A 17,022-nucleotide genomic window follows, 5' to 3' on the forward strand; every position below is an offset into this window, starting at 1 on the left:
TGGCCCCGGCCGTCTAACCTGCAATCCGCGATGACAATGCCAGGAGTGGCCATGACGGACAAGCGCCACTATGACGTGCTGGACACCGGCGCCGGCAAGCCGGTCAAGCTGTGGACGCGCGGCGTCCCGGTGGAAAGCGCTGCCCGCGAGCAACTGCTGAACACGGCGCGGATGCCGTTTATCTTCCGCCATCTCGCGGTGATGCCGGATGTACATCTGGGCAAGGGCTCGACCATCGGCTCGGTGATCCCGACCGTGGGCGCGGTGATTCCCGCCGCAGTGGGCGTGGACATCGGCTGCGGCATGATGGCCGTGAAGACTTCGCTCACCGCCGCTGACCTGCCCGACAACCTCGGGCCGCTGCGCAGCGCGATCGAGCACGCCGTTCCGCACGGCCGCACCGCGCAAGGCGGACGGCGCGACCAGGGTGCCTGGGGCTCGGCCCCGGCGCCCGTTGACGCGGCATGGGCCGAAATGGCGCCGGGCTTTCGTCGCATCACCGACAAGTATCCGCACCTGGCGCGTACCAACCATCGCAATCACCTGGGCACGCTCGGCACCGGCAATCACTTTATCGAGGTGTGCTTGGACGAGGCCCAGTCAGTCTGGTTCATGCTGCACAGCGGCTCGCGCGGCGTCGGCAATGCCATCGGCACGACCTTCATTTCGCTGGCGCAGCAGGACATGCGCAAGCACCTCGCCAACCTGCCGGACCGCGACCTGGCCTACCTGGTCGAAGGCTCCGAGCATTATGAGGACTACATCTTCGCCGTGTCGTGGGCTCAGGCCTACGCGCGCCGCAACCGCGAGCTGATGATGGAGGCGGTGCTGGCAGCGGCGCAGCGCGTGCTGCGCAGGCCGTTCCAGGCGCGGCTGGAGGCGGTCAACTGCCATCACAACTACGTGCAGAAGGAACACCACTTCGGCGCCGAGGTGCTGGTCACGCGCAAGGGCGCGGTCAGCGCGCGCGTGGGCGAGCTGGGCATCATCCCGGGATCGATGGGCGCGCGCTCGTTCATCGTGCGCGGCAAGGGCAACCCGGAATCGTTCTGCTCATGCAGCCACGGCGCGGGCCGCACCATGAGCCGCAGCGAGGCCAAGCGCCGCTTCACCGTGGCCGATCAGGTGCATGCGACCGAGGGGGTCGAATGCCGCAAGGACGCCGCCGTGATCGACGAGATCCCGATGGCGTACAAGGACATCGACGCGGTGATGGCGGCGCAGGCTGACCTGGTGGAGATCGTGCACACGTTGCGGCAGGTGGTGTGCGTGAAGGGGTGAGTGGGCCGGTGCCCCAGGGTGGGTCAGTCGACGAGCAGATTGATTTTCGTCGCGAATTTCTGCCAGCGATCGATGTCGGAACTCACCAGCTTCTGGAATTCAGCGGGCGTGCTTGTCGTCGTGGCAAAGCCGAGCTGCGTCAGCGATGCCTTGATCTCAGGCCTGGCGATGGCCCTGGCGATTTCCGTGTTCAGCCTTTGCACGATCTCGGGCGGCGTATTTGCCGGGGCGAGGATGCCGAACCACTGGTCGACGTCATAGCCGGCCACGCCAAGCTCGTTGACAGTTGGTACGTCGGGCAGGAACGGCGAGCGCGCCTTCGAGGTGACGGCCAGCGCGCGCAGCTTGTTGCTTTTCAGGTAGGGGATGGTGTTGGTCAGCGTGTTGACGCTGACATCGGCCTGGTTGCCGAGCACGTCGGCGATGGCGGGGGCGCAACCCTTGTACGGCACGTGCAGCATATCCATCTTTGCCGAGACCTTCAGCAATTCGCCGGCCAGATGCTGCGGGGTGCCGTTACCGCACGACGCGTAGCTGGGGGGTGAGCCGCTCCTGCCGGCCGCCAGCAGGTCGCTGAAGGTGCGGAGCTTCGAGTGCGATGGCACGGCGATCACCGATGGCACCGACGCGAAGGTGATGACGGCGCTGAAATCGGACTTGGGATTGAACTGCAGCTTCTTGAAGACGCTCGGGTTGATGGCAAAGCTGCTGTTGACGATGAGCAGTGTATAGCCGTCGGCAGGGCTCTTGGCGACGAACTCGGCGCCAATATTGCCGCTGGCGCCGGGCCGGTTGTCGACGACCACGGGCTGCCCCAGCGACTTGCTGAGGTCATTCCCAATCAGGCGCGCAAGGGAATCGGTCCCCCCTCCGGCCGGGAACGTTACCACCACGCGGATCGGCTTTTGCGGGAAGGTACTGGCGATATTGGCTTCGGCGCGCCCGGGCAGGGTGCCCAGGCTGCCTGCGACAAACAGGAGCGATGCCAGACTTCTGACGACGGATAGGGGTCTCATTGATATGCCTCGTCGGTTAGGGTGAAGGAAGCGGAAAAGCCGGTCAATCGGGGTCTATACGCACCGCCTGGCAGTACTCGCCGCCAGCGCGCGCCAGTGCCGCAGCCGCCTCAAGCGCTTCCGCGGAGCCGGCGTGGATACGGTAGAGGGGTTGCCCTGGCGCTACCTTTGCACCGATCGTGCACAGCATGTCGACGCCTGCACCGCCATCGCGCGGCGCCCCGGCGGCGCGCGCCACGCCGGAAATCTGCAGGCCATCGATGCCCGTGACCCGGCCCTGCGTGGCGGCGGGAACGACCTGCGTATGCGTACCCGGCGCCACTGGATCGGCGCGAGCGCCCTGCGCAGCGGCGATGCGATCGAACGCGGCTCTGGCCTTGCCTTCATGCAGCAGCGCGGTCGCAATTTGCATGCCGTGTTCGGGGGAGTCCACGCGGGGATCGAATGCGATGATTTCGCCGGCAAAGCGCAGGGCCTTTTCACGCAGGTCGGCGGGTGCATCGGGCGCGTTGTCGAGCACGAGGCGGACGTCGCGCACTTCCAGTGCGGGGCCGATGCCGCGCCCGATCGGGCGGCTGCCGTCAGTGACCAGTGCGCGTACGTGCAGGCCCAGTCCCTTGCCGACGTGTTCGAACAGCGCGCCCAGCGCCTCGGCGTCGGCGCGCGTTGCCAGCTTGGTTTGCGGCCCATAGGGCAGGTCGACGATGACGTGGGTGGCGCCGGCGGTGTACTTCTTCGACAGGATCGACGCCACTGACCAGCGCCGCGAATCCAGGCGCAGCGGCCGCGTGATGGCGTTCATCACATCGTCGACCACGGAATGGTTCAGCCGTCCGTTCCAGGCAATGCATGCGCGCGCTTGGGCCACGCATCGGCGCACGTCTTCATGCGCCAGGTCGACCCGTGCGATGGTCTCCATGGCATCGGCGGTGCCGGCGGCAGAGGTGATCGCGCGCGACGATGTCTTGGGCATCGCCAGCCCGTAGGCGGCGACGATCGGCACCACGATCAGCGTGATGCGGCTGCCGGGAACGCCCCCCATCGAATGCTTGTCGACGACTACCGGTTCGTCCCAGTCGATGCGGGGTGTGAAGGCGGTACGCGCGCGTGCCAGTGCCACCACTTCCTCGTCTGTGAGCGTGCGGGTGGCGGCAACGAGGAACTCGGTCAACTCTGCCTCGGTGTACCGCCCGGCGATGGCGTCCTGCAGCACGGCGACGTAGGCAGCTTCGTCGAGCGGATCGCCGCGCAGCTTGGCCATCAGGTTGGTTCGGCTGGCCGGCCGTTCGGCGGCGGATGCCCCGGTGCCGTTGCGCAAGGCTTCGACAAAGCGTGCCGTGCCCGCTTCCAGCGTGCTGTCGTTCGACACCGTGATACACGGGACGTGTGGCGGCACCGGAGCCCCTGCGCGTGCCACGCGGCTGGCAACCTGGTCGCCAGATTCCCGCCCGCGCGCGGCAATGCGCTGCGCAAGCACGTCATGCGGTGCCGTCACCACGATCACAACGAAGCGGGGCAGGCGGGCCGCAAGTTCGGCGATGACGCCTCGCGAGCCATTGGCCACGACGTTGCGGCCGCGTTCGAGTTCGAGCATCAGGGAGCGGGGCAATCCGTAGCACAGGTCGTGCGCGTCCCAGGTCACCAGGAACTCTCCGCTTCGCTGGCGCCGCGCGAACTCGGCCTCCGTGACACCTTCGTGCGCTTCGCCAGCAGAGCCGTCAGGGCGGGTAATGACGCGCCGCGCAAAAACGTAATCGTCATCGAGCGCGGCACGTGCACCGTCGATCAGGGAGTCCTTGCCAGCGCCACTGGGCCCCACAACAAAGAAGAATGTGCCGGTCGCCTTCATGAGAATTACCTTAGATGTCGAAGTTATGTGGTTATGCTAGCACCGGCCAAGGGGGTGTCAAGATAAGTTCGATGTCTAAGTTAATGCAAGCAACGAGCCAGCGCCCGCAAATCCAGTGTGTACGCGGGATTCGCGGGCTTATAGGGGAAAACACGGGGAGCAGGGTGCGCGGTGACGGTGCCCCGTGCATGGGTTGCGGGCATGGTGCACTGATGGAGTGAACGCTACATGGAGAGGCGTTGCCGATGAAGCGGTGGTGTCGGCGTGCCAGCGCCGGAGGCGCTATCATGTGCGCTGTCGCTGTCGCTGTCGCTGTCGCTGTCGCTGTCGCTGTCGCTGTCGCTGGCGCCGGGCCGACCGGTGCCGCATGCATACGCTCTACTTTCCCTCACGACTATGGCCACAAAGAAGCCGGATGCTCCGGTCCCGATCACGCCTGCGGATGAAGCCGATGAAGAACGGCTTGCCCACCTGGTGAAGGATGCCGCCCGGGCCTATATCCGGGCGCTGCAGTTGCGCCTGGCGGAGCATTCGGTTTCGTATGGGCACTGGACCATCCTGCGCATCCTGTGGCGCCATGACGGCGTGTCGCAGCGAGAGTTGAGTGAACGGGCCGGCGTGACCGAGCCGACGACGTTTGCGGCAGTCAAGGCGCTGGAGGCGCTGGGCTACGTGGAACGCACGCATCTTCCCGGCAACAAGAAGAAGGTGCATGTGTTCCTGAGCAAGACCGGACGCGCGCTGCGCCGCAAGCTTGAACCGCTGGCGACCGAGGTGAACGAACTCAGCGTGGAAGGTGTGAGCGAAGAAGACGTGCTGACCACGCGTCGCGTGCTGATCACGATTGCGAAGCGGCTGGTCGCCGACGAAGTCGCGTCGGCAGAACATGGGCGGCGGGTCCCGTCCACACAGGAGGTAGGGCGCCTGCTCTCGGATCTGTAGACGACCCGCAACGGAAAAGACCCTCGCCGGGCGAGACCGGCAAGGGTGAATGCCTTGGGTAGAAGGCGTGAATCGGTCAGAGCGATTGGGGGGCTGTTCCCCCCGGTGTCAGGCTTCGTCGAGCCCGATGTCGACGGCAGGGGCGGACTGGGTGATCTTGCTCGTGGAGATGTAGTCCACGCCCGTTTCCGCCACGGCCCGGATCGTTTCCAGGCGGATGCCGCCTGAGGCCTCGACCTTGGTCCGGCCATTGACGATCTGCACGGCTTCCTTCATGTCGGGCACCGACATGTTGTCCAGCATGATCACGTCGACACCGGCTGCCAGGGCTTCGTGCACCTGTTCCAGCCGGTCGCATTCCACTTCCAGCTTGGTCAGCACGGGCAGCTTGCGGCGCACGCGTGCCACGGCGGCAGCGATACTGCCGCACACGGCGATGTGGTTGTCCTTGATCATCACGCCGTTGTCCAGGCTCAGCCGGTGGTTCAGGCCGCCGCCGCAGGTCACCGCGTGCTTTTCCAGCGCTCGCAGGCCCGGCGTGGTCTTGCGGCTGTCGATCAGGCGCGCCCTGGTATGGGCGATGGCCTGGGCATAGGTTGCCGTATGGTTGGCGATGCCGCACAGCCGCTGCATGATGTTCAGCGCGGTGCGCTCGGCCGTCAGGACGCTGCGTGCATTGCCGCTCACGTTAAGCAGCACCGCGCCTTTTTCAACCTTGTCGCCGTCGGCGACGCGCACATCGACCGACAGCGTCGGATCGTAGCGCGCGAAGATGCGTGCCGCCACGTCGATGCCGGCGATGAGCATCGGCTCGCGGGCGTTCATGCAGAAGGTGCCGGTCTCTCCCGGTTCAATCATGGTCTGGACGGTCAAGTCGCAGATGCCGATGTCTTCGGTCAGCCAGAGGTCGATCAGCTTGTCGGTGGCGAAAATGTCGTACATGAAGGGCTCCTGAACGGTGGTTGCGGTACCTCATAAATCTTAGAGATCGAAGTACATGGCGCAATACTAGCCCTTCCGTGCGCCATGTCAAGTAATATTCGAGATCTAAGATAAAGCGCAAACCTACCGCGCAAACTGCCCCAGCACCGTCCCGACCGCCTCCAGCCCCGCCTCGATCATGTGCTGCATGTAGGTGCCCATCTGCGGCATCACCAGCATCAGCACCAGCAGCCCGCCCGACAGCGTGACCGGGAAGCCGACCGCAAAGATCGACAGTTGCGGCGAGGCGCGGTTCAGGATGCCCATCGCCAGGTTCAGCGTCAGCAGCGCCGCGATCATCGGCAGCGCCAGCAGCAGGCCGGACGAGAACACCATGCCGCCGGCGCGGGCCACGGCCATGGCGCCGCCGGCGGACAGCGGCGTGCCGCCGATGGGCAGGCCGTTGAAGCTGTCGACCAGCGTGCCCAGCATCAGCAGGTGGCCGTCCAGCGCCAGGAACAGCAGCATCGCGATCAGATTCAGGAAGCGCGACAGCACCATGGTCTGGCCGCCTGCGGCGCGGTCGAAGAACGAGGCAAAGGACAGGCCCATCTGCAGGCCGATGATTTCGCCGGCCTGCTGCACGGTGGCAAAGACCAGCCGCATGGCGAAGCCGGTGGCCAGGCCGATGCCGATCTCGTTGAGAATAATCATCAGACCGCCGAAGGAGTACACCGGCACCACCGGCAGCTGCGCGATGGTGGGCGACACCACCATCGCAATCATCGCCGACAGTGCGATCTTGGCGCGCCGCGGGATGGTGGACTCACCGAACAGCGGCGCGGTGCCGATCAGGGCCAGGAGCCGGAAAAAGGGCCACAGGAACGCCACGAGCCAGCTGTAGAGCTGGGCTGAGGTGAATTCGACCACGGCGGGGAGTCAGCGGGCAGGGAGGGCGAGGGGGTGACGACAGCGAGCGCGGCCGCAGTCAGTGCGCCAGCGCGGGAATGCTCTGGAACACTTCGCGCATGTAGTCGACCATGGAGTTAATCATCCACGGCCCGGCCAGCACCATGGTGGCGAACAGCGCGATCAGCTTGGGGATGAAGCTCAGCGTCATCTCGTTGATCTGCGTCGCGGCCTGGAACAGGCTGACCACCAGGCCGGCGGCCAGCGCCACCAGCAGCAGCGGGGCGGCCAGCAGCAGGGTCATCTTCATCGCCTGGGTGGCGATGGTCATTACGGTCTCGGGTGTCATGGCTCGGAGTCTGCGGTGTGTGGCGGGAGCTGGGGCTGCCTCAGTTCATGAAGCTCTGTGCCAGCGAACCCAGCAGCAGCTGCCAGCCGTCGACCAGCACGAACAGCATCAGCTTGAACGGCAGCGAGATGGTGGCCGGCGGCACCATCATCATCCCCATCGCCATCAGCACGCTGGCAACGACCAGGTCGATGATCAGGAACGGGATGAAGATGGTGAAGCCGATCTGGAACGCGGTCTTCAGCTCGCTGGTGACGAAGGCCGGCACCAGGATGCTGAGCGGGACTTCCTCGGGGCCCTGCATCTCCGGCGCCTTGGCCATCTGCGCGAACATGGCCAGGTCTTTCTCGCGGGTCTGGCGCAGCATGAAGGCCTTGAGCGGCTCCGCGGCCTTGGCCGCGGCGGCCTCCAGGCTGATCTTGTTTTCCGACAGCGGCTTGTAGGCGTCGTTGTAGACGCGGTCGAACACCGGTGCCATCACGAAGAAGGTCAGGAACAGCGACAGGCCCACCAGCACCTGGTTGGGCGGCGAGCTGGCGGTGCCCAGTGCGCTGCGCAGCAGGCCCAGCACGATGATGACGCGGGTGAAGCCGGTCATCATCAGCATCGCCGCCGGCAGGAACGACAGCGAGGTCAGTAGCAGCAGCGTCTGCACCGGCAGCGACCAGATCTGGCCGCCGCCCGGGGCGGGCTTGCTGACGACGCCGGGCAGTGTCTGGGCCCAGGCCTGTGCGGGCACCAGCGCGGCAACGGCCAGCATCAGCGCGAGCAGGGACAGCAGCGGGCCCGGCAGCGGGCGCCGCAGCGCGGCACGCGGGAAATTCATGACTTGAGGTGATCCTGCATCGAGCGCAGCAGCTTTTCGGCAAAGGTGCCGCCACCCGGCTGTTGCGAAGGGCCTGCACCGCCGGTGGCGGCGAGGGGATTGGCTGCGGTGGTGCCCGCAGGCAGGGTATGCAGCGGCCGGATTTCGCCGGGGCTCACGCCCAGCACCAGCCAGGTATCGCCCACCTCGACCAGCACCAGGCGCTGGCGTGCGCCCAGCATGGTGCTGCCGACCACCTTCATCGCGCCGCCGGTGGCGTGACGCACCAGGCCGGCGCGCCGGGCCACCCAGGCCATGCCCAGGATCAGCGCGACGATGGCGAACAGCCCCAGCCCGGCCTGCGCCAGGCTGGCCGCGCCGCTGATGGCCGGCACATGCGTGCCGTCGGCGGCCATGGCGGCCCCCGGCAGCGCCGCAAGCACGGCCAGGCTGGCGCGCGTCTGTATGGTCATTTGTTCAGCTTCCGGATGCGTTCGGACGGCGTGATGATGTCCGTCAGGCGGATGCCGAACTTGTCGTTCACCACCACCACCTCGCCCTGCGCGATCAGGTAGCCGTTGACCAGCACGTCCATCGGCTCGCCGGCCAGGCCGTCCAGCTCCACCACCGAGCCCTGCGCCAGCTGCAGCAGGTTCTTGATGGGCACCTTGGTGCGGCCCAGTTCCACGGTCAGCTGCACCGGGATATCGAGAATCATCTCGATATCGTTGCGGAAGCCGCTCGGCGCTTCCTTCGCCAGCGGCTGGAACACGGTGGCGGCGGCCGGGGTGGCCGCGGGTTGGGCCGCCGGTGCGGCAGCTGCGGGGGTTGCGGCGGATGTGGCGCTGGTCTGCTCGGCCAGCGCGCTGGCCCAGTCGTCCATCGGATCGACGGGCTTGTCCTCGATGCCGTCACTCATAATCGCTGTCCTCGGTGTCCAGGTGGGAATCGCCGTCCTGGTGATTGATCATTCGTTCTACCCGCAGCGCGTACTGGCCGTTCATCGTGCCGAAGCCGCATTGCATGACGGGCACGCCGTCCACCTTGCCAAATACCTTCTCCGGCAGCTCGATCGGCAGCACGTCGCCGGCGCGCATCGCCAGCACTTCGGCCACGGTGCTTTGCAGGTGCGCGAACTCGGCCACCAGCTCCACCTCGGCCGCGCGCAGCTGCGTGGACAGTTGCGTGACCCAGCCCTTGTCGACTTCCTTCTCATCCTGCAGCGGATTCATCAGCAGGTCTTTGAGCGGCTCGATCATCGAGTACGGCAGGCAGACATGAAGCTGCCCGCCGACGGCGCCCAGTTCGATATGGAAGGCGGTGGTCACCACGGCCTCGTTGTGGGTGGCGACGTTGGCAAACTTGGGGTGCATCTCCGAGCGGATGTACTCAGTCTCGATCGGGTGCACGGTGCGCCAGGCGTTGCCGTAGCTGGCCAGCGTCAGCTCCAGCATGCGCTGGATGATGCGCTGCTCGGTCTGGGTGAAGTCGCGGCCTTCCACGCGGGTGTGGAAGCGGCCGTCGCCGCCGAACAGGTTGTCCACCACCAGAAACACCAGGTTCGGGTCGTAGACGAACAGCGCCGTGCCGCGCAGCGGCTTCAGGTGGACCAGGTTCAGGTTGGTCGGCATCGGCAGGTTGCGCGCGAAGTCGCCGAATTTCTCGATCCTGATGCTGCCTACGGTGATGTCAGCGCCGCGGCGAATGAAATTGAACAGCGCCGTGCGCATCGAGCGCGCAAAACGCTCGTTGATGATCTCCAGCGTGTGCAGGCGGCCGCGGATGATGCGTTCCTGCGTGGCCAGGTTGTAGGGGCGCACACCGCCCTCGTCGAGCGCAGGCTCGCTGGCCTTGGGCGTATCGGCTTCGCCGGATACGCCCTTGAGCAGCTCGTCGACCTCGTCTTGCGAGAGGAACTTGTCGTAGGCCATCTAGTGTCCTGCCCCTTGTGCGGCGTTATGGATGAATCCGGTGCGGCCCTGGCTTGCGCTTACTGCACCACGAAAGAGGTGAAGAGCACGTCCAGCACCCGCTGCGCCGGCAGGCCGCTGGCAAACGGCTTGCTGATGGTGTCGCGGATGTCGTCGGCCAGCTTGCGCTTGCCTTCGACGGTGGCCAGGTCGGCCGGCTGCCTGGCCGACAGCAGCAGCAGGATGCGGCTGCGTGCCTCGGGCAGGTACTGCGCCAAGCGTGCCTGGGTTTCGGCATCGGCCACCTTCAGCGACAGGCCGGTGTGCAGGAAGCGGTCGCCGTCGTCGCTGCGCAGGTTGACGGTGAACGCGTCCAGCGGCACGAAGATCGGCGGCGGTACGACCGGGGCGGCGGGCGCAGCGGGCGCCGCCGGCTGGCGGTTGCTCAGCACGCTGCCCAGCACGAAGCCTCCGGCGCCCAGTGCCACCACCAGCACGCCGGCGCCGATCAGCAGCAGCCGGCCGCGCTTGCCTGTGTTGCCAGTCCGGGGAGGGGAAGCCGTGTTCGCCATGAGAAGCCTGTATCGGAATGCCTGCCATTCTTCCGGAATCGCAGGCCAGCAAAGGGCCGAAAAAAAGGGGGAAACCCTTTCAGCTTGGCCATTTGAGCGGAAAGGGAGCAGGCACGGCTACGCGAGCGGGCGCCCTGTGATGCGCGCCTGCAGGCTGGTTAACGCTTGATGTCGTGTGAACTTGAGTGCCGGTGCAAGCTGCCGCGATTCCTGGCCGGGCCGCGGGGCCGGTCGCGGGGGCGCCGTCATGCATTCCCTACTACGCTAGTCGGGTAGTGATTCATGTGGATTCGTAGGCCATTAAGTTTCCAATGCGTTGATTCGCATGGTATTTTTTGTTTTCACTCTTATATAAGATATAAGACATTTGACCAAGGAGCGGCTTCGGACTACAATCGCGACGTTACGAGATTTTCTAAACCTAATTACTCAGCAGGTTCCCATGCTTGAAAACTATCGCGCACATGTGGCCGAGCGCGCCGCGCTTGGCATCCCCCCTCTGCCCCTGACCGCCAAGCAGACGGCCGAGCTGGTCGAACTGCTGAAGAACCCGCCCGCCGGTGAAGAGCAGAACCTGGTGGAGCTGATCACCTACCGCGTGCCGGCCGGCGTGGATGACGCCGCCAAGGTCAAGGCCTCGTACCTGGCCGCCGTGGCGCTGGGTAAAGAGAAGTGCGCGCTGATCTCGCGCGCCAAGGCGACCGAGCTGCTGGGCACAATGCTGGGCGGCTACAACATCTCGCCGCTGATCGAGCTGCTGGACGATGCCGAGGTCGGCACCGTCGCCGCCGAGGCGCTGAAGAAGACCCTGCTGATGTTCGACGCCTTCCACGACGTGAAGGAAAAGGCGGACAAGGGTAATGCCAATGCCAAGGCCGTGCTGCAAAGCTGGGCCGACGCCGAGTGGTTCACCAGCCGCCCGGAAGTGCCGCAAAGCCTGACCATCACCGTGTTCAAGGTGCCGGGCGAAACCAACACCGACGACCTCTCGCCGGCCCCGGACGCCACCACCCGCCCGGACATCCCGATGCACGCGCTCGCCATGCTGAAGAACAAGCGCGAAGGCGCGGCGTTCCAGCCGGAAGAAGACGGCAAGCGCGGCCCGGTCAAGTTCATCGAATCGCTGAAGGAAAAGGGCCACCTGGTCGCCTACGTGGGCGACGTGGTCGGTACCGGCTCGAGCCGCAAGTCCGCCACCAACTCGGTGCTGTGGTTCACCGGCGAAGACATCCCGTTCATCCCGAACAAGCGCTTCGGCGGCGTGTGCCTGGGCAACAAGATCGCCCCGATCTTCTACAACACCATGGAAGACGCCGGCGCGCTGCCGATCGAGCTGGACGTGTCGAAGATGGAAATGGGCGACGTGGTCGAACTGCGCCCGTACGAAGGCAAGGCCCTGAAGGACGGCGCAGTGATCGCCGAGTTCAAGGTCAAGTCCGACGTGCTGTTTGACGAAGTCCGCGCCGGCGGCCGTATTCCGCTGATCGTCGGCCGTGGCCTGACCGCCAAGGCGCGCGAGGCGCTGGGCCTGGCCCCGTCGACGCTGTTCCGCCTGCCGCAGAACCCGGCCGATACCGGCAAGGGCTTCACGCTGGCGCAGAAGATGGTTGGCCGCGCCTGCGGCCTGGCCGAAGGCAAGGGCATCCGCCCGGGCACGTACTGCGAACCGAAGATGACCTCGGTGGGCTCGCAGGACACCACCGGCCCGATGACCCGCGACGAGCTGAAGGACCTGGCCTGCCTGGGCTTCTCGGCCGACCTGGTGATGCAGTCGTTCTGCCACACCGCCGCGTATCCGAAGCCGGTCGACGTCAAGACCCACCACACCCTGCCTGAGTTCATCAGCACCCGCGGCGGCATCTCGCTGCGCCCGGGCGACGGCGTGATCCACTCGTGGCTGAACCGCATGCTGCTGCCCGACACCGTCGGCACCGGCGGCGACTCGCACACCCGCTTCCCGATCGGCATCAGCTTCCCGGCAGGTTCGGGCCTGGTGGCCTTTGCCGCCGCCACTGGCGTGATGCCGCTGGACATGCCGGAATCGGTGCTGGTCCGCTTCAAGGGCAAGATGCAGCCGGGTGTGACCCTGCGCGACCTGGTCAACGCGATTCCGCTGTACGCGATCAAGCAAGGCCTGCTGACCGTGGCCAAGCAAGGCAAGCAGAACATCTTCTCGGGCCGCGTCCTGGAAATCGAAGGCTTGCCCGACCTGAAGGTCGAGCAAGCGTTTGAACTGTCGGACGCCTCGGCGGAACGTTCGGCCGCCGGTTGCACGGTGCGCCTGAACAAGGACCCGATCATCGAATACATCAACAGCAACATCACGCTGCTGAAGTGGATGATCGCCCAGGGCTACCAGGACCCGCGCAGCCTGCAGCGCCGCATCAAGGCCATGGAAGCGTGGCTGGCCGATCCCAAGCTGCTGGAGCCGGACGCCGACGCCGAGTACGCCGCCGTGATCGAGATCGACCTGGCCGACGTGCATGAGCCGATCGTGGCTTGCCCGAACGACCCGGACGACGTCAAGACCCTGTCGGAAGTTGCCGGCGCCAAGATCGACGAAGTGTTCATCGGTTCGTGCATGACCAACATCGGCCACTTCCGCGCAGCTTCCAAGCTGCTGGAAGGCAAGCGCGACATCCCGGTCAAGCTGTGGGTGGCTCCGCCGACCAAGATGGACCAGAAGCAGCTGACCGAGGAAGGCCACTACGGCGTGTTCGGCACCGCCGGTGCCCGCACCGAAATGCCGGGCTGCTCGCTGTGCATGGGCAACCAGGCACAGGTGCGCGAAGGTGCCACGGTGATGTCGACCAGCACGCGTAACTTCCCGAACCGCCTGGGCAAGAACACCAACGTGTACCTGGGTTCCGCCGAACTGGCGGCGATCTGCTCGCGCCTGGGCCGCATCCCGACCAAGGAAGAGTACATGGCCGACATGGGCGTGCTCAATGCCAACGGCGACAAGATCTACAAGTACATGAACTTCGACCAGATCGAGGACTTCAAGGAAGTGGCCGACGGCGTGACGGTGTAAGCCGCGCAGTCAGGCTGGCATGAAGAAGGGGCCCCCGCTTGCGGGGCCCCTTTTTTGCTTTCAGCGACACGCCGCGGCGCAGGCGGATGGTTCAGTCCAGCGGAACGCCGTGGCGCGCGGCGTACGCCACCACTTCGGCCGTGTTGTGCAGGTCGAGCTTGCGCATCAGGTTCTCGCGGTGCTTGCGCGCGGCCCTGCATCGCGCGGTGCAGCCGGCCGAGACCGCCTGAGGCCCTGCGCCGCATGCATGGCACGGGCGGTTTATGATCGGGTTTTTCCAATGTCCGGCGCCTTCTTGCGCAGTGCGCAAGCGCCTGAACCAGGAGCCAGTGTGCCCGATCTGTCCGCTTTCCCCATCACCCGCAAATGGCCGGCGCAGCATCCCGACCGCATCCAGCTGTATTCCCTGCCCACGCCCAACGGGGTCAAGGTGTCGATCATGCTGGAGGAGACCGGCCTGCCGTATGAACCGCACCTGGTACGCTTCGACGCCCACGACCAGATGTCGCCGGAGTTCCTGTCGCTGAGCCCGAACAACAAGATTCCCGCCATCCTCGATCCCAACGGCCCGCGCGGCAAGCCGCTGGCGCTGTTCGAGTCGGGCGCGATCCTGCTCTACCTGGCCGACAAGTCGGGCAAGCGGATCCCGGCCGACCCCGCGCGCCGCTACGAAACCATCCAGTGGGTGATGTTCCAGATGGGCGGCATCGGGCCGATGTTCGGGCAGGTGGGCTTTTTCCACAAGTTCGCCGGCAAGGAGTACGAGGACAAGCGCCCGCGCGACCGCTACGTGGCCGAAAGCCGGCGCCTGCTGAATGTGCTGAACCAGCGGCTGGAAGGGCGCGACTGGATCATGGGTGACGAATACACCATCGCCGACATCGCCACCTTTCCGTGGGTGCGCAACCTGGTTGGCTTCTATGAGGCGGGCGAACTGGTCGGCATCCAGGACGTCCCGCATGTCAGGCGCGTGCTGGAGGCGTTCGTCAAGCGCCCGGCCGTGGTGAAGGGGCTCGATACGCCGCACCGCGGCTGAGGCAGCCGCGGCGTGCGTGGCCATCGTCCTGCACGGTGGCTTCCCCGGCGTCTACAGAGGGGCGGGTGGCCCGCATCCTATAGTCCAGGGACAGGCGCGCCGCCCCGCGTTGCCTGAGGAGCCCGGATCATGCCGATGCCCACCGCCATCTCCCTGTTGCGTGTCGTCCTGCTGGCGGGCGCCACCGCTGCGCTCGCCGCCTGCGGCGAATCGGCCAAGCTGCCTTCCGAAGCGGGCTTTGGCCCCGTGCCGCAGCTGCCGCCACCCAACCAGACCGCGATCCCCACCGTCAAGATCGCGCCGGCCATCGGCTGGGCAGCGGGCCAGCGCCCGGTGCCGGCCGCAGGCATGGCGGTTACGGCCTTCGCCGACAAGCTGGACCATCCGCGCTGGGTCTACGTGCTGCCCAACGGCGACGTGCTGGTGGCCGAGAGCAATGCCCCGCCCAAGCCCGACGATGGCAAGGGCATCCGCGGCTGGATCATGAAGAAGCTGATGAAGCGCGCCGGCGCCGGCACCCCCAGCGCCAACCGCATCACGCTGCTGCGCGACACCAACGGCGACGGCGTGGCCGACCAGCGCTCGGTGTTCCTGAAGGACCTGAACTCGCCGTTCGGCATGGCCCTGGTCGGCAACGACTTCTACGTGGCCGCCACCGACGCGGTGCTGCGCTTCCCGTACCAGCCCGGACAGACCCAGATCACTGCCGCGCCGCAGAAGGTGGTGGACCTGCCCGGCGGGCCGCTCAACCATCACTGGACCAAGAGCCTGATCGCCAGCCGCGACGGCAGCAAGCTGTACGTGACGGTGGGTTCCAACAGCAACGTGGGCGAGCACGGCATGGACAGGGAGGTCGGCCGCGCCGCCATCTGGGAGGTCGACCCCAAGACCGGCACGCACCGGATCTTTGCCAGCGGCCTGCGCAATCCCAACGGCATGGCGTGGGAGCCGGTCACCGGCATGCTCTGGACTGCTGTCAACGAGCGCGACGAGATCGGCAGTGACCTGGTGCCGGACTACATCACCTCGGTGCGCGACGGCGGCTTCTATGGCTGGCCCTACAGTTACTACGGCCAGCATGTCGACGCACGCGTGAAGCCGCCGGCGCCGGACCTGGTGGCCAGGGCCATCGTGCCGGACTATGCCGTGGGGGCACACACCGCATCGCTCGGGCTGGCCGCCGCCGGCGGCAACAGCTTGCCGGCGCGCTTCAGCGAAGGCATGTTCGTCGGCCAGCACGGGTCGTGGAACCGCAGGCCGCTGGCGGGCTACAAGGTGATCTTCGTGCCGTTCAGCAAGGGCCGGCCCAACGGCGCTCCGTTCGACGTGCTGACCGGCTTTCTCGATGAGGACGGCAACGCGCGCGGGCGGCCGGTGGGCGTGGCGATCGACCCGCGCGGCGGACTGCTGGTGGCCGATGACGTCGGCAATACGGTGTGGCGGGTCAGCGGCGCGAAGTAGGCGGACCATGGCGCGGCAGCGGCGGCACTGCGCCGCTAGAATGACGGCGCCCCCCGAGTCCGCTGCCGCCCATGTCTCTCACTGTCTTCGCAGTCGTCCTGCTCGCCGCGTTCCTGCATGCCGCCTGGAACGCGGTGGTCAAGGGTGGCGGCGACAAGATGCTGTCGACGGTGATGGTGGCGGTGAGCGCCGGCCTGATGGGCGCCGTGGCGCTGCCGGCGTTGCCGCAGCCGGCGCCGGCGAGCTGGCCGTTCATCGCCGCGTCTGTGGGCGTGCACGTGGTGTATTTCGCGCTGGTGGCACGCATCTACCACACCGCGGACATGAGCCAGACCTACCCCCTGATGCGCGGCACCGCGCCGCTGCTGGTGGCGGTGGCCAGCGTGGGCTGGCTGGGCGAGCACCTTTCGGGGCTGGCGTGGGGCGGCATCGCCGTGGTCAGCCTGGGCATCCTGGCCATGGCGGGCGGCGGTCACGGTGCCCGCGCTGCCGCTGGCAGCCGTGAAGGCATGTGGCTGGCCCTGCTGAACGCGCTGGTGATCGCCGCTTATACGCTGATCGACGGCACCGGCGTGCGCCGCTCCGGCGCGCCGGTAGCGTATGCGTTCTGGATCTTCGTGCTGACCGCGGTGCCGCTGGCGGCGTGGGCGCTGGTGGCGCGCCGGCCGGCACTGGCCGGCTACGTGCGGCGCAACCTGGTGTTCGCATTGGTTGGGGGCGGCGGCACGCTGGCGTCCTACGGGCTGTCGCTGTGGGCGATGACACGCGCGCCGGTGGCTCCGGTGGCGGCCCTGCGCGAGTCCTCGATCCTGTTCGGCGCGCTGATCTCCGGACTGCTGCTCAAGGAGCGGGTGGGCGCCGCCCGCCTGGGCGCGGCGTGCCTGATCGCCGCCGGCGCGGCCACGCTGCGCTTTGCCTGAGGGCAATCCGGGTGCCG

The 17,022-nt window shown here is 66.6% G+C and carries 16 protein-coding genes; 6 read left to right on the forward strand and 10 right to left on the reverse strand.

Annotation, left to right across the window (positions count from 1 at the left end):
• The first annotated feature begins 51 nt into the window (after positions 1-51).
• Positions 52-1,281 (forward strand): RtcB family protein, encoded by a 1,230-nt coding sequence (locus tag CNE_RS20560; RefSeq protein WP_013952203.1) that lies wholly within the window; start codon positions 52-54, stop codon positions 1,279-1,281.
• A 23-nt stretch (positions 1,282-1,304) separates the two neighbouring features.
• Here the strand turns inward: CNE_RS20560 and CNE_RS20565 are convergent, their stop codons facing one another.
• On the reverse strand, positions 1,305-2,297 hold the full coding sequence (locus tag CNE_RS20565) for a tripartite tricarboxylate transporter substrate binding protein (RefSeq protein WP_013952204.1): 993 nt from the start codon (positions 2,295-2,297) through the stop codon (positions 1,305-1,307).
• Positions 2,298-2,340: 43 nt separating this feature from the next.
• A complete protein-coding gene (phnN, locus tag CNE_RS20570) occupies positions 2,341-4,146 on the reverse strand; it encodes a phosphonate metabolism protein/1,5-bisphosphokinase (PRPP-forming) PhnN (RefSeq protein ID WP_013952205.1) in 1,806 nt (601 codons plus the stop codon).
• Positions 4,147-4,542: 396 nt separating this feature from the next.
• On the opposite strand from phnN, the gene CNE_RS20575 reads away from it, so the two are divergent.
• Positions 4,543-5,088 (forward strand): MarR family winged helix-turn-helix transcriptional regulator, encoded by a 546-nt coding sequence (locus tag CNE_RS20575; RefSeq protein ID WP_041228799.1) that lies wholly within the window; start codon positions 4,543-4,545, stop codon positions 5,086-5,088.
• A 108-nt stretch (positions 5,089-5,196) separates the two neighbouring features.
• Here the strand turns inward: CNE_RS20575 and nadC are convergent, their stop codons facing one another.
• The 8 genes from nadC to fliL form a co-directional block, all read right to left on the reverse strand.
• Positions 5,197-6,030: a carboxylating nicotinate-nucleotide diphosphorylase gene (nadC, locus tag CNE_RS20580; protein ID WP_013952207.1), complete on the reverse strand. Its 834-nt coding sequence runs from the start codon at positions 6,028-6,030 to the stop codon at positions 5,197-5,199.
• Between the two features lie 123 nt (positions 6,031-6,153).
• Positions 6,154-6,939 (reverse strand): flagellar biosynthetic protein FliR, encoded by a 786-nt coding sequence (gene fliR, locus CNE_RS20585; RefSeq protein ID WP_013952208.1) that lies wholly within the window; start codon positions 6,937-6,939, stop codon positions 6,154-6,156.
• Between the two features lie 58 nt (positions 6,940-6,997).
• Entirely contained in the window at positions 6,998-7,267 is a 270-nt protein-coding gene (fliQ, locus tag CNE_RS20590) for a flagellar biosynthesis protein FliQ (protein WP_010810398.1), read from the reverse strand.
• Positions 7,268-7,307: 40 nt separating this feature from the next.
• Positions 7,308-8,093: a flagellar type III secretion system pore protein FliP gene (gene fliP / locus CNE_RS20595; RefSeq protein WP_013952209.1), complete on the reverse strand. Its 786-nt coding sequence runs from the start codon at positions 8,091-8,093 to the stop codon at positions 7,308-7,310.
• Positions 8,090-8,545: a flagellar biosynthetic protein FliO gene (gene fliO, locus CNE_RS20600; RefSeq protein WP_013952210.1), complete on the reverse strand. Its 456-nt coding sequence runs from the start codon at positions 8,543-8,545 to the stop codon at positions 8,090-8,092. The genes fliP and fliO overlap by 4 nt, the downstream gene beginning before the upstream one ends.
• Positions 8,542-8,991: a flagellar motor switch protein FliN gene (gene fliN, locus CNE_RS20605; protein ID WP_013952211.1), complete on the reverse strand. Its 450-nt coding sequence runs from the start codon at positions 8,989-8,991 to the stop codon at positions 8,542-8,544. The genes fliO and fliN overlap by 4 nt, the downstream gene beginning before the upstream one ends.
• Complete coding sequence (gene fliM / locus CNE_RS20610) at positions 8,984-10,003, reverse strand: flagellar motor switch protein FliM (protein WP_013952212.1); 1,020 nt, start codon at positions 10,001-10,003, stop codon at positions 8,984-8,986. Before fliM ends, fliN begins: the two co-directional genes overlap by 8 nt.
• 59 nt (positions 10,004-10,062) lie before the next feature.
• Positions 10,063-10,554, reverse strand: coding sequence for a flagellar basal body-associated protein FliL (fliL, locus tag CNE_RS20615; protein WP_011616679.1), 492 nt, complete (start codon positions 10,552-10,554; stop codon positions 10,063-10,065).
• Positions 10,555-10,996: 442 nt separating this feature from the next.
• Here fliL and acnB point away from each other — a divergent pair, with 442 nt between their 5' ends.
• The 4 genes from acnB (at position 10,997) to CNE_RS20640 (ending at position 17,005) form a co-directional block, all read left to right on the forward strand.
• Positions 10,997-13,588, forward strand: coding sequence for a bifunctional aconitate hydratase 2/2-methylisocitrate dehydratase (gene acnB / locus CNE_RS20620; RefSeq protein WP_013952213.1), 2,592 nt, complete (start codon positions 10,997-10,999; stop codon positions 13,586-13,588).
• 331 nt (positions 13,589-13,919) lie between these two features.
• The gene (locus CNE_RS20630) at positions 13,920-14,624 is read left to right on the forward strand and encodes a glutathione S-transferase N-terminal domain-containing protein (protein ID WP_041228549.1); all 705 of its coding nucleotides are present in this window, start codon (positions 13,920-13,922) and stop codon (positions 14,622-14,624) included.
• A 129-nt stretch (positions 14,625-14,753) separates the two neighbouring features.
• Positions 14,754-16,085, forward strand: coding sequence for a PQQ-dependent sugar dehydrogenase (locus CNE_RS20635; RefSeq protein WP_013952215.1), 1,332 nt, complete (start codon positions 14,754-14,756; stop codon positions 16,083-16,085).
• A gap of 71 nt (positions 16,086-16,156) precedes the next feature.
• Positions 16,157-17,005, forward strand: a complete 849-nt coding sequence (locus tag CNE_RS20640) for an EamA family transporter (protein WP_013952216.1) — start codon at positions 16,157-16,159, stop codon at positions 17,003-17,005.
• Positions 17,006-17,022 lie beyond the last annotated feature (17 nt).

The sequence above is a fragment of the Cupriavidus necator N-1 genome (assembly GCF_000219215.1).
GTDB classification, from domain to species: Bacteria; Pseudomonadota; Gammaproteobacteria; order Burkholderiales; family Burkholderiaceae; genus Cupriavidus; species Cupriavidus necator.

Coding starts and splice junctions, on each gene's coding strand:
- CNE_RS20640 (WP_013952216.1), top strand. CDS start 16,157: ATGTCTCTCACTGTCTTCGCAGTCGTCCTGCTCGCCGCGTTCCTGCAT.
- fliO (WP_013952210.1), bottom strand. CDS start 8,545: ATGACCATACAGACGCGCGCCAGCCTGGCCGTGCTTGCGGCGCTGCCG.
- fliM (WP_013952212.1), bottom strand. CDS start 10,003: ATGGCCTACGACAAGTTCCTCTCGCAAGACGAGGTCGACGAGCTGCTC.
- fliQ (WP_010810398.1), bottom strand. CDS start 7,267: ATGACACCCGAGACCGTAATGACCATCGCCACCCAGGCGATGAAGATG.
- fliP (WP_013952209.1), bottom strand. CDS start 8,093: ATGAATTTCCCGCGTGCCGCGCTGCGGCGCCCGCTGCCGGGCCCGCTG.
- CNE_RS20560 (WP_013952203.1), top strand. CDS start 52: ATGACGGACAAGCGCCACTATGACGTGCTGGACACCGGCGCCGGCAAG.
- fliL (WP_011616679.1), bottom strand. CDS start 10,554: ATGGCGAACACGGCTTCCCCTCCCCGGACTGGCAACACAGGCAAGCGC.
- acnB (WP_013952213.1), top strand. CDS start 10,997: ATGCTTGAAAACTATCGCGCACATGTGGCCGAGCGCGCCGCGCTTGGC.
- CNE_RS20565 (WP_013952204.1), bottom strand. CDS start 2,297: ATGAGACCCCTATCCGTCGTCAGAAGTCTGGCATCGCTCCTGTTTGTC.
- fliN (WP_013952211.1), bottom strand. CDS start 8,991: ATGAGTGACGGCATCGAGGACAAGCCCGTCGATCCGATGGACGACTGG.
- nadC (WP_013952207.1), bottom strand. CDS start 6,030: ATGTACGACATTTTCGCCACCGACAAGCTGATCGACCTCTGGCTGACC.
- phnN (WP_013952205.1), bottom strand. CDS start 4,146: ATGAAGGCGACCGGCACATTCTTCTTTGTTGTGGGGCCCAGTGGCGCT.
- CNE_RS20575 (WP_041228799.1), top strand. CDS start 4,543: ATGGCCACAAAGAAGCCGGATGCTCCGGTCCCGATCACGCCTGCGGAT.
- CNE_RS20635 (WP_013952215.1), top strand. CDS start 14,754: ATGCCGATGCCCACCGCCATCTCCCTGTTGCGTGTCGTCCTGCTGGCG.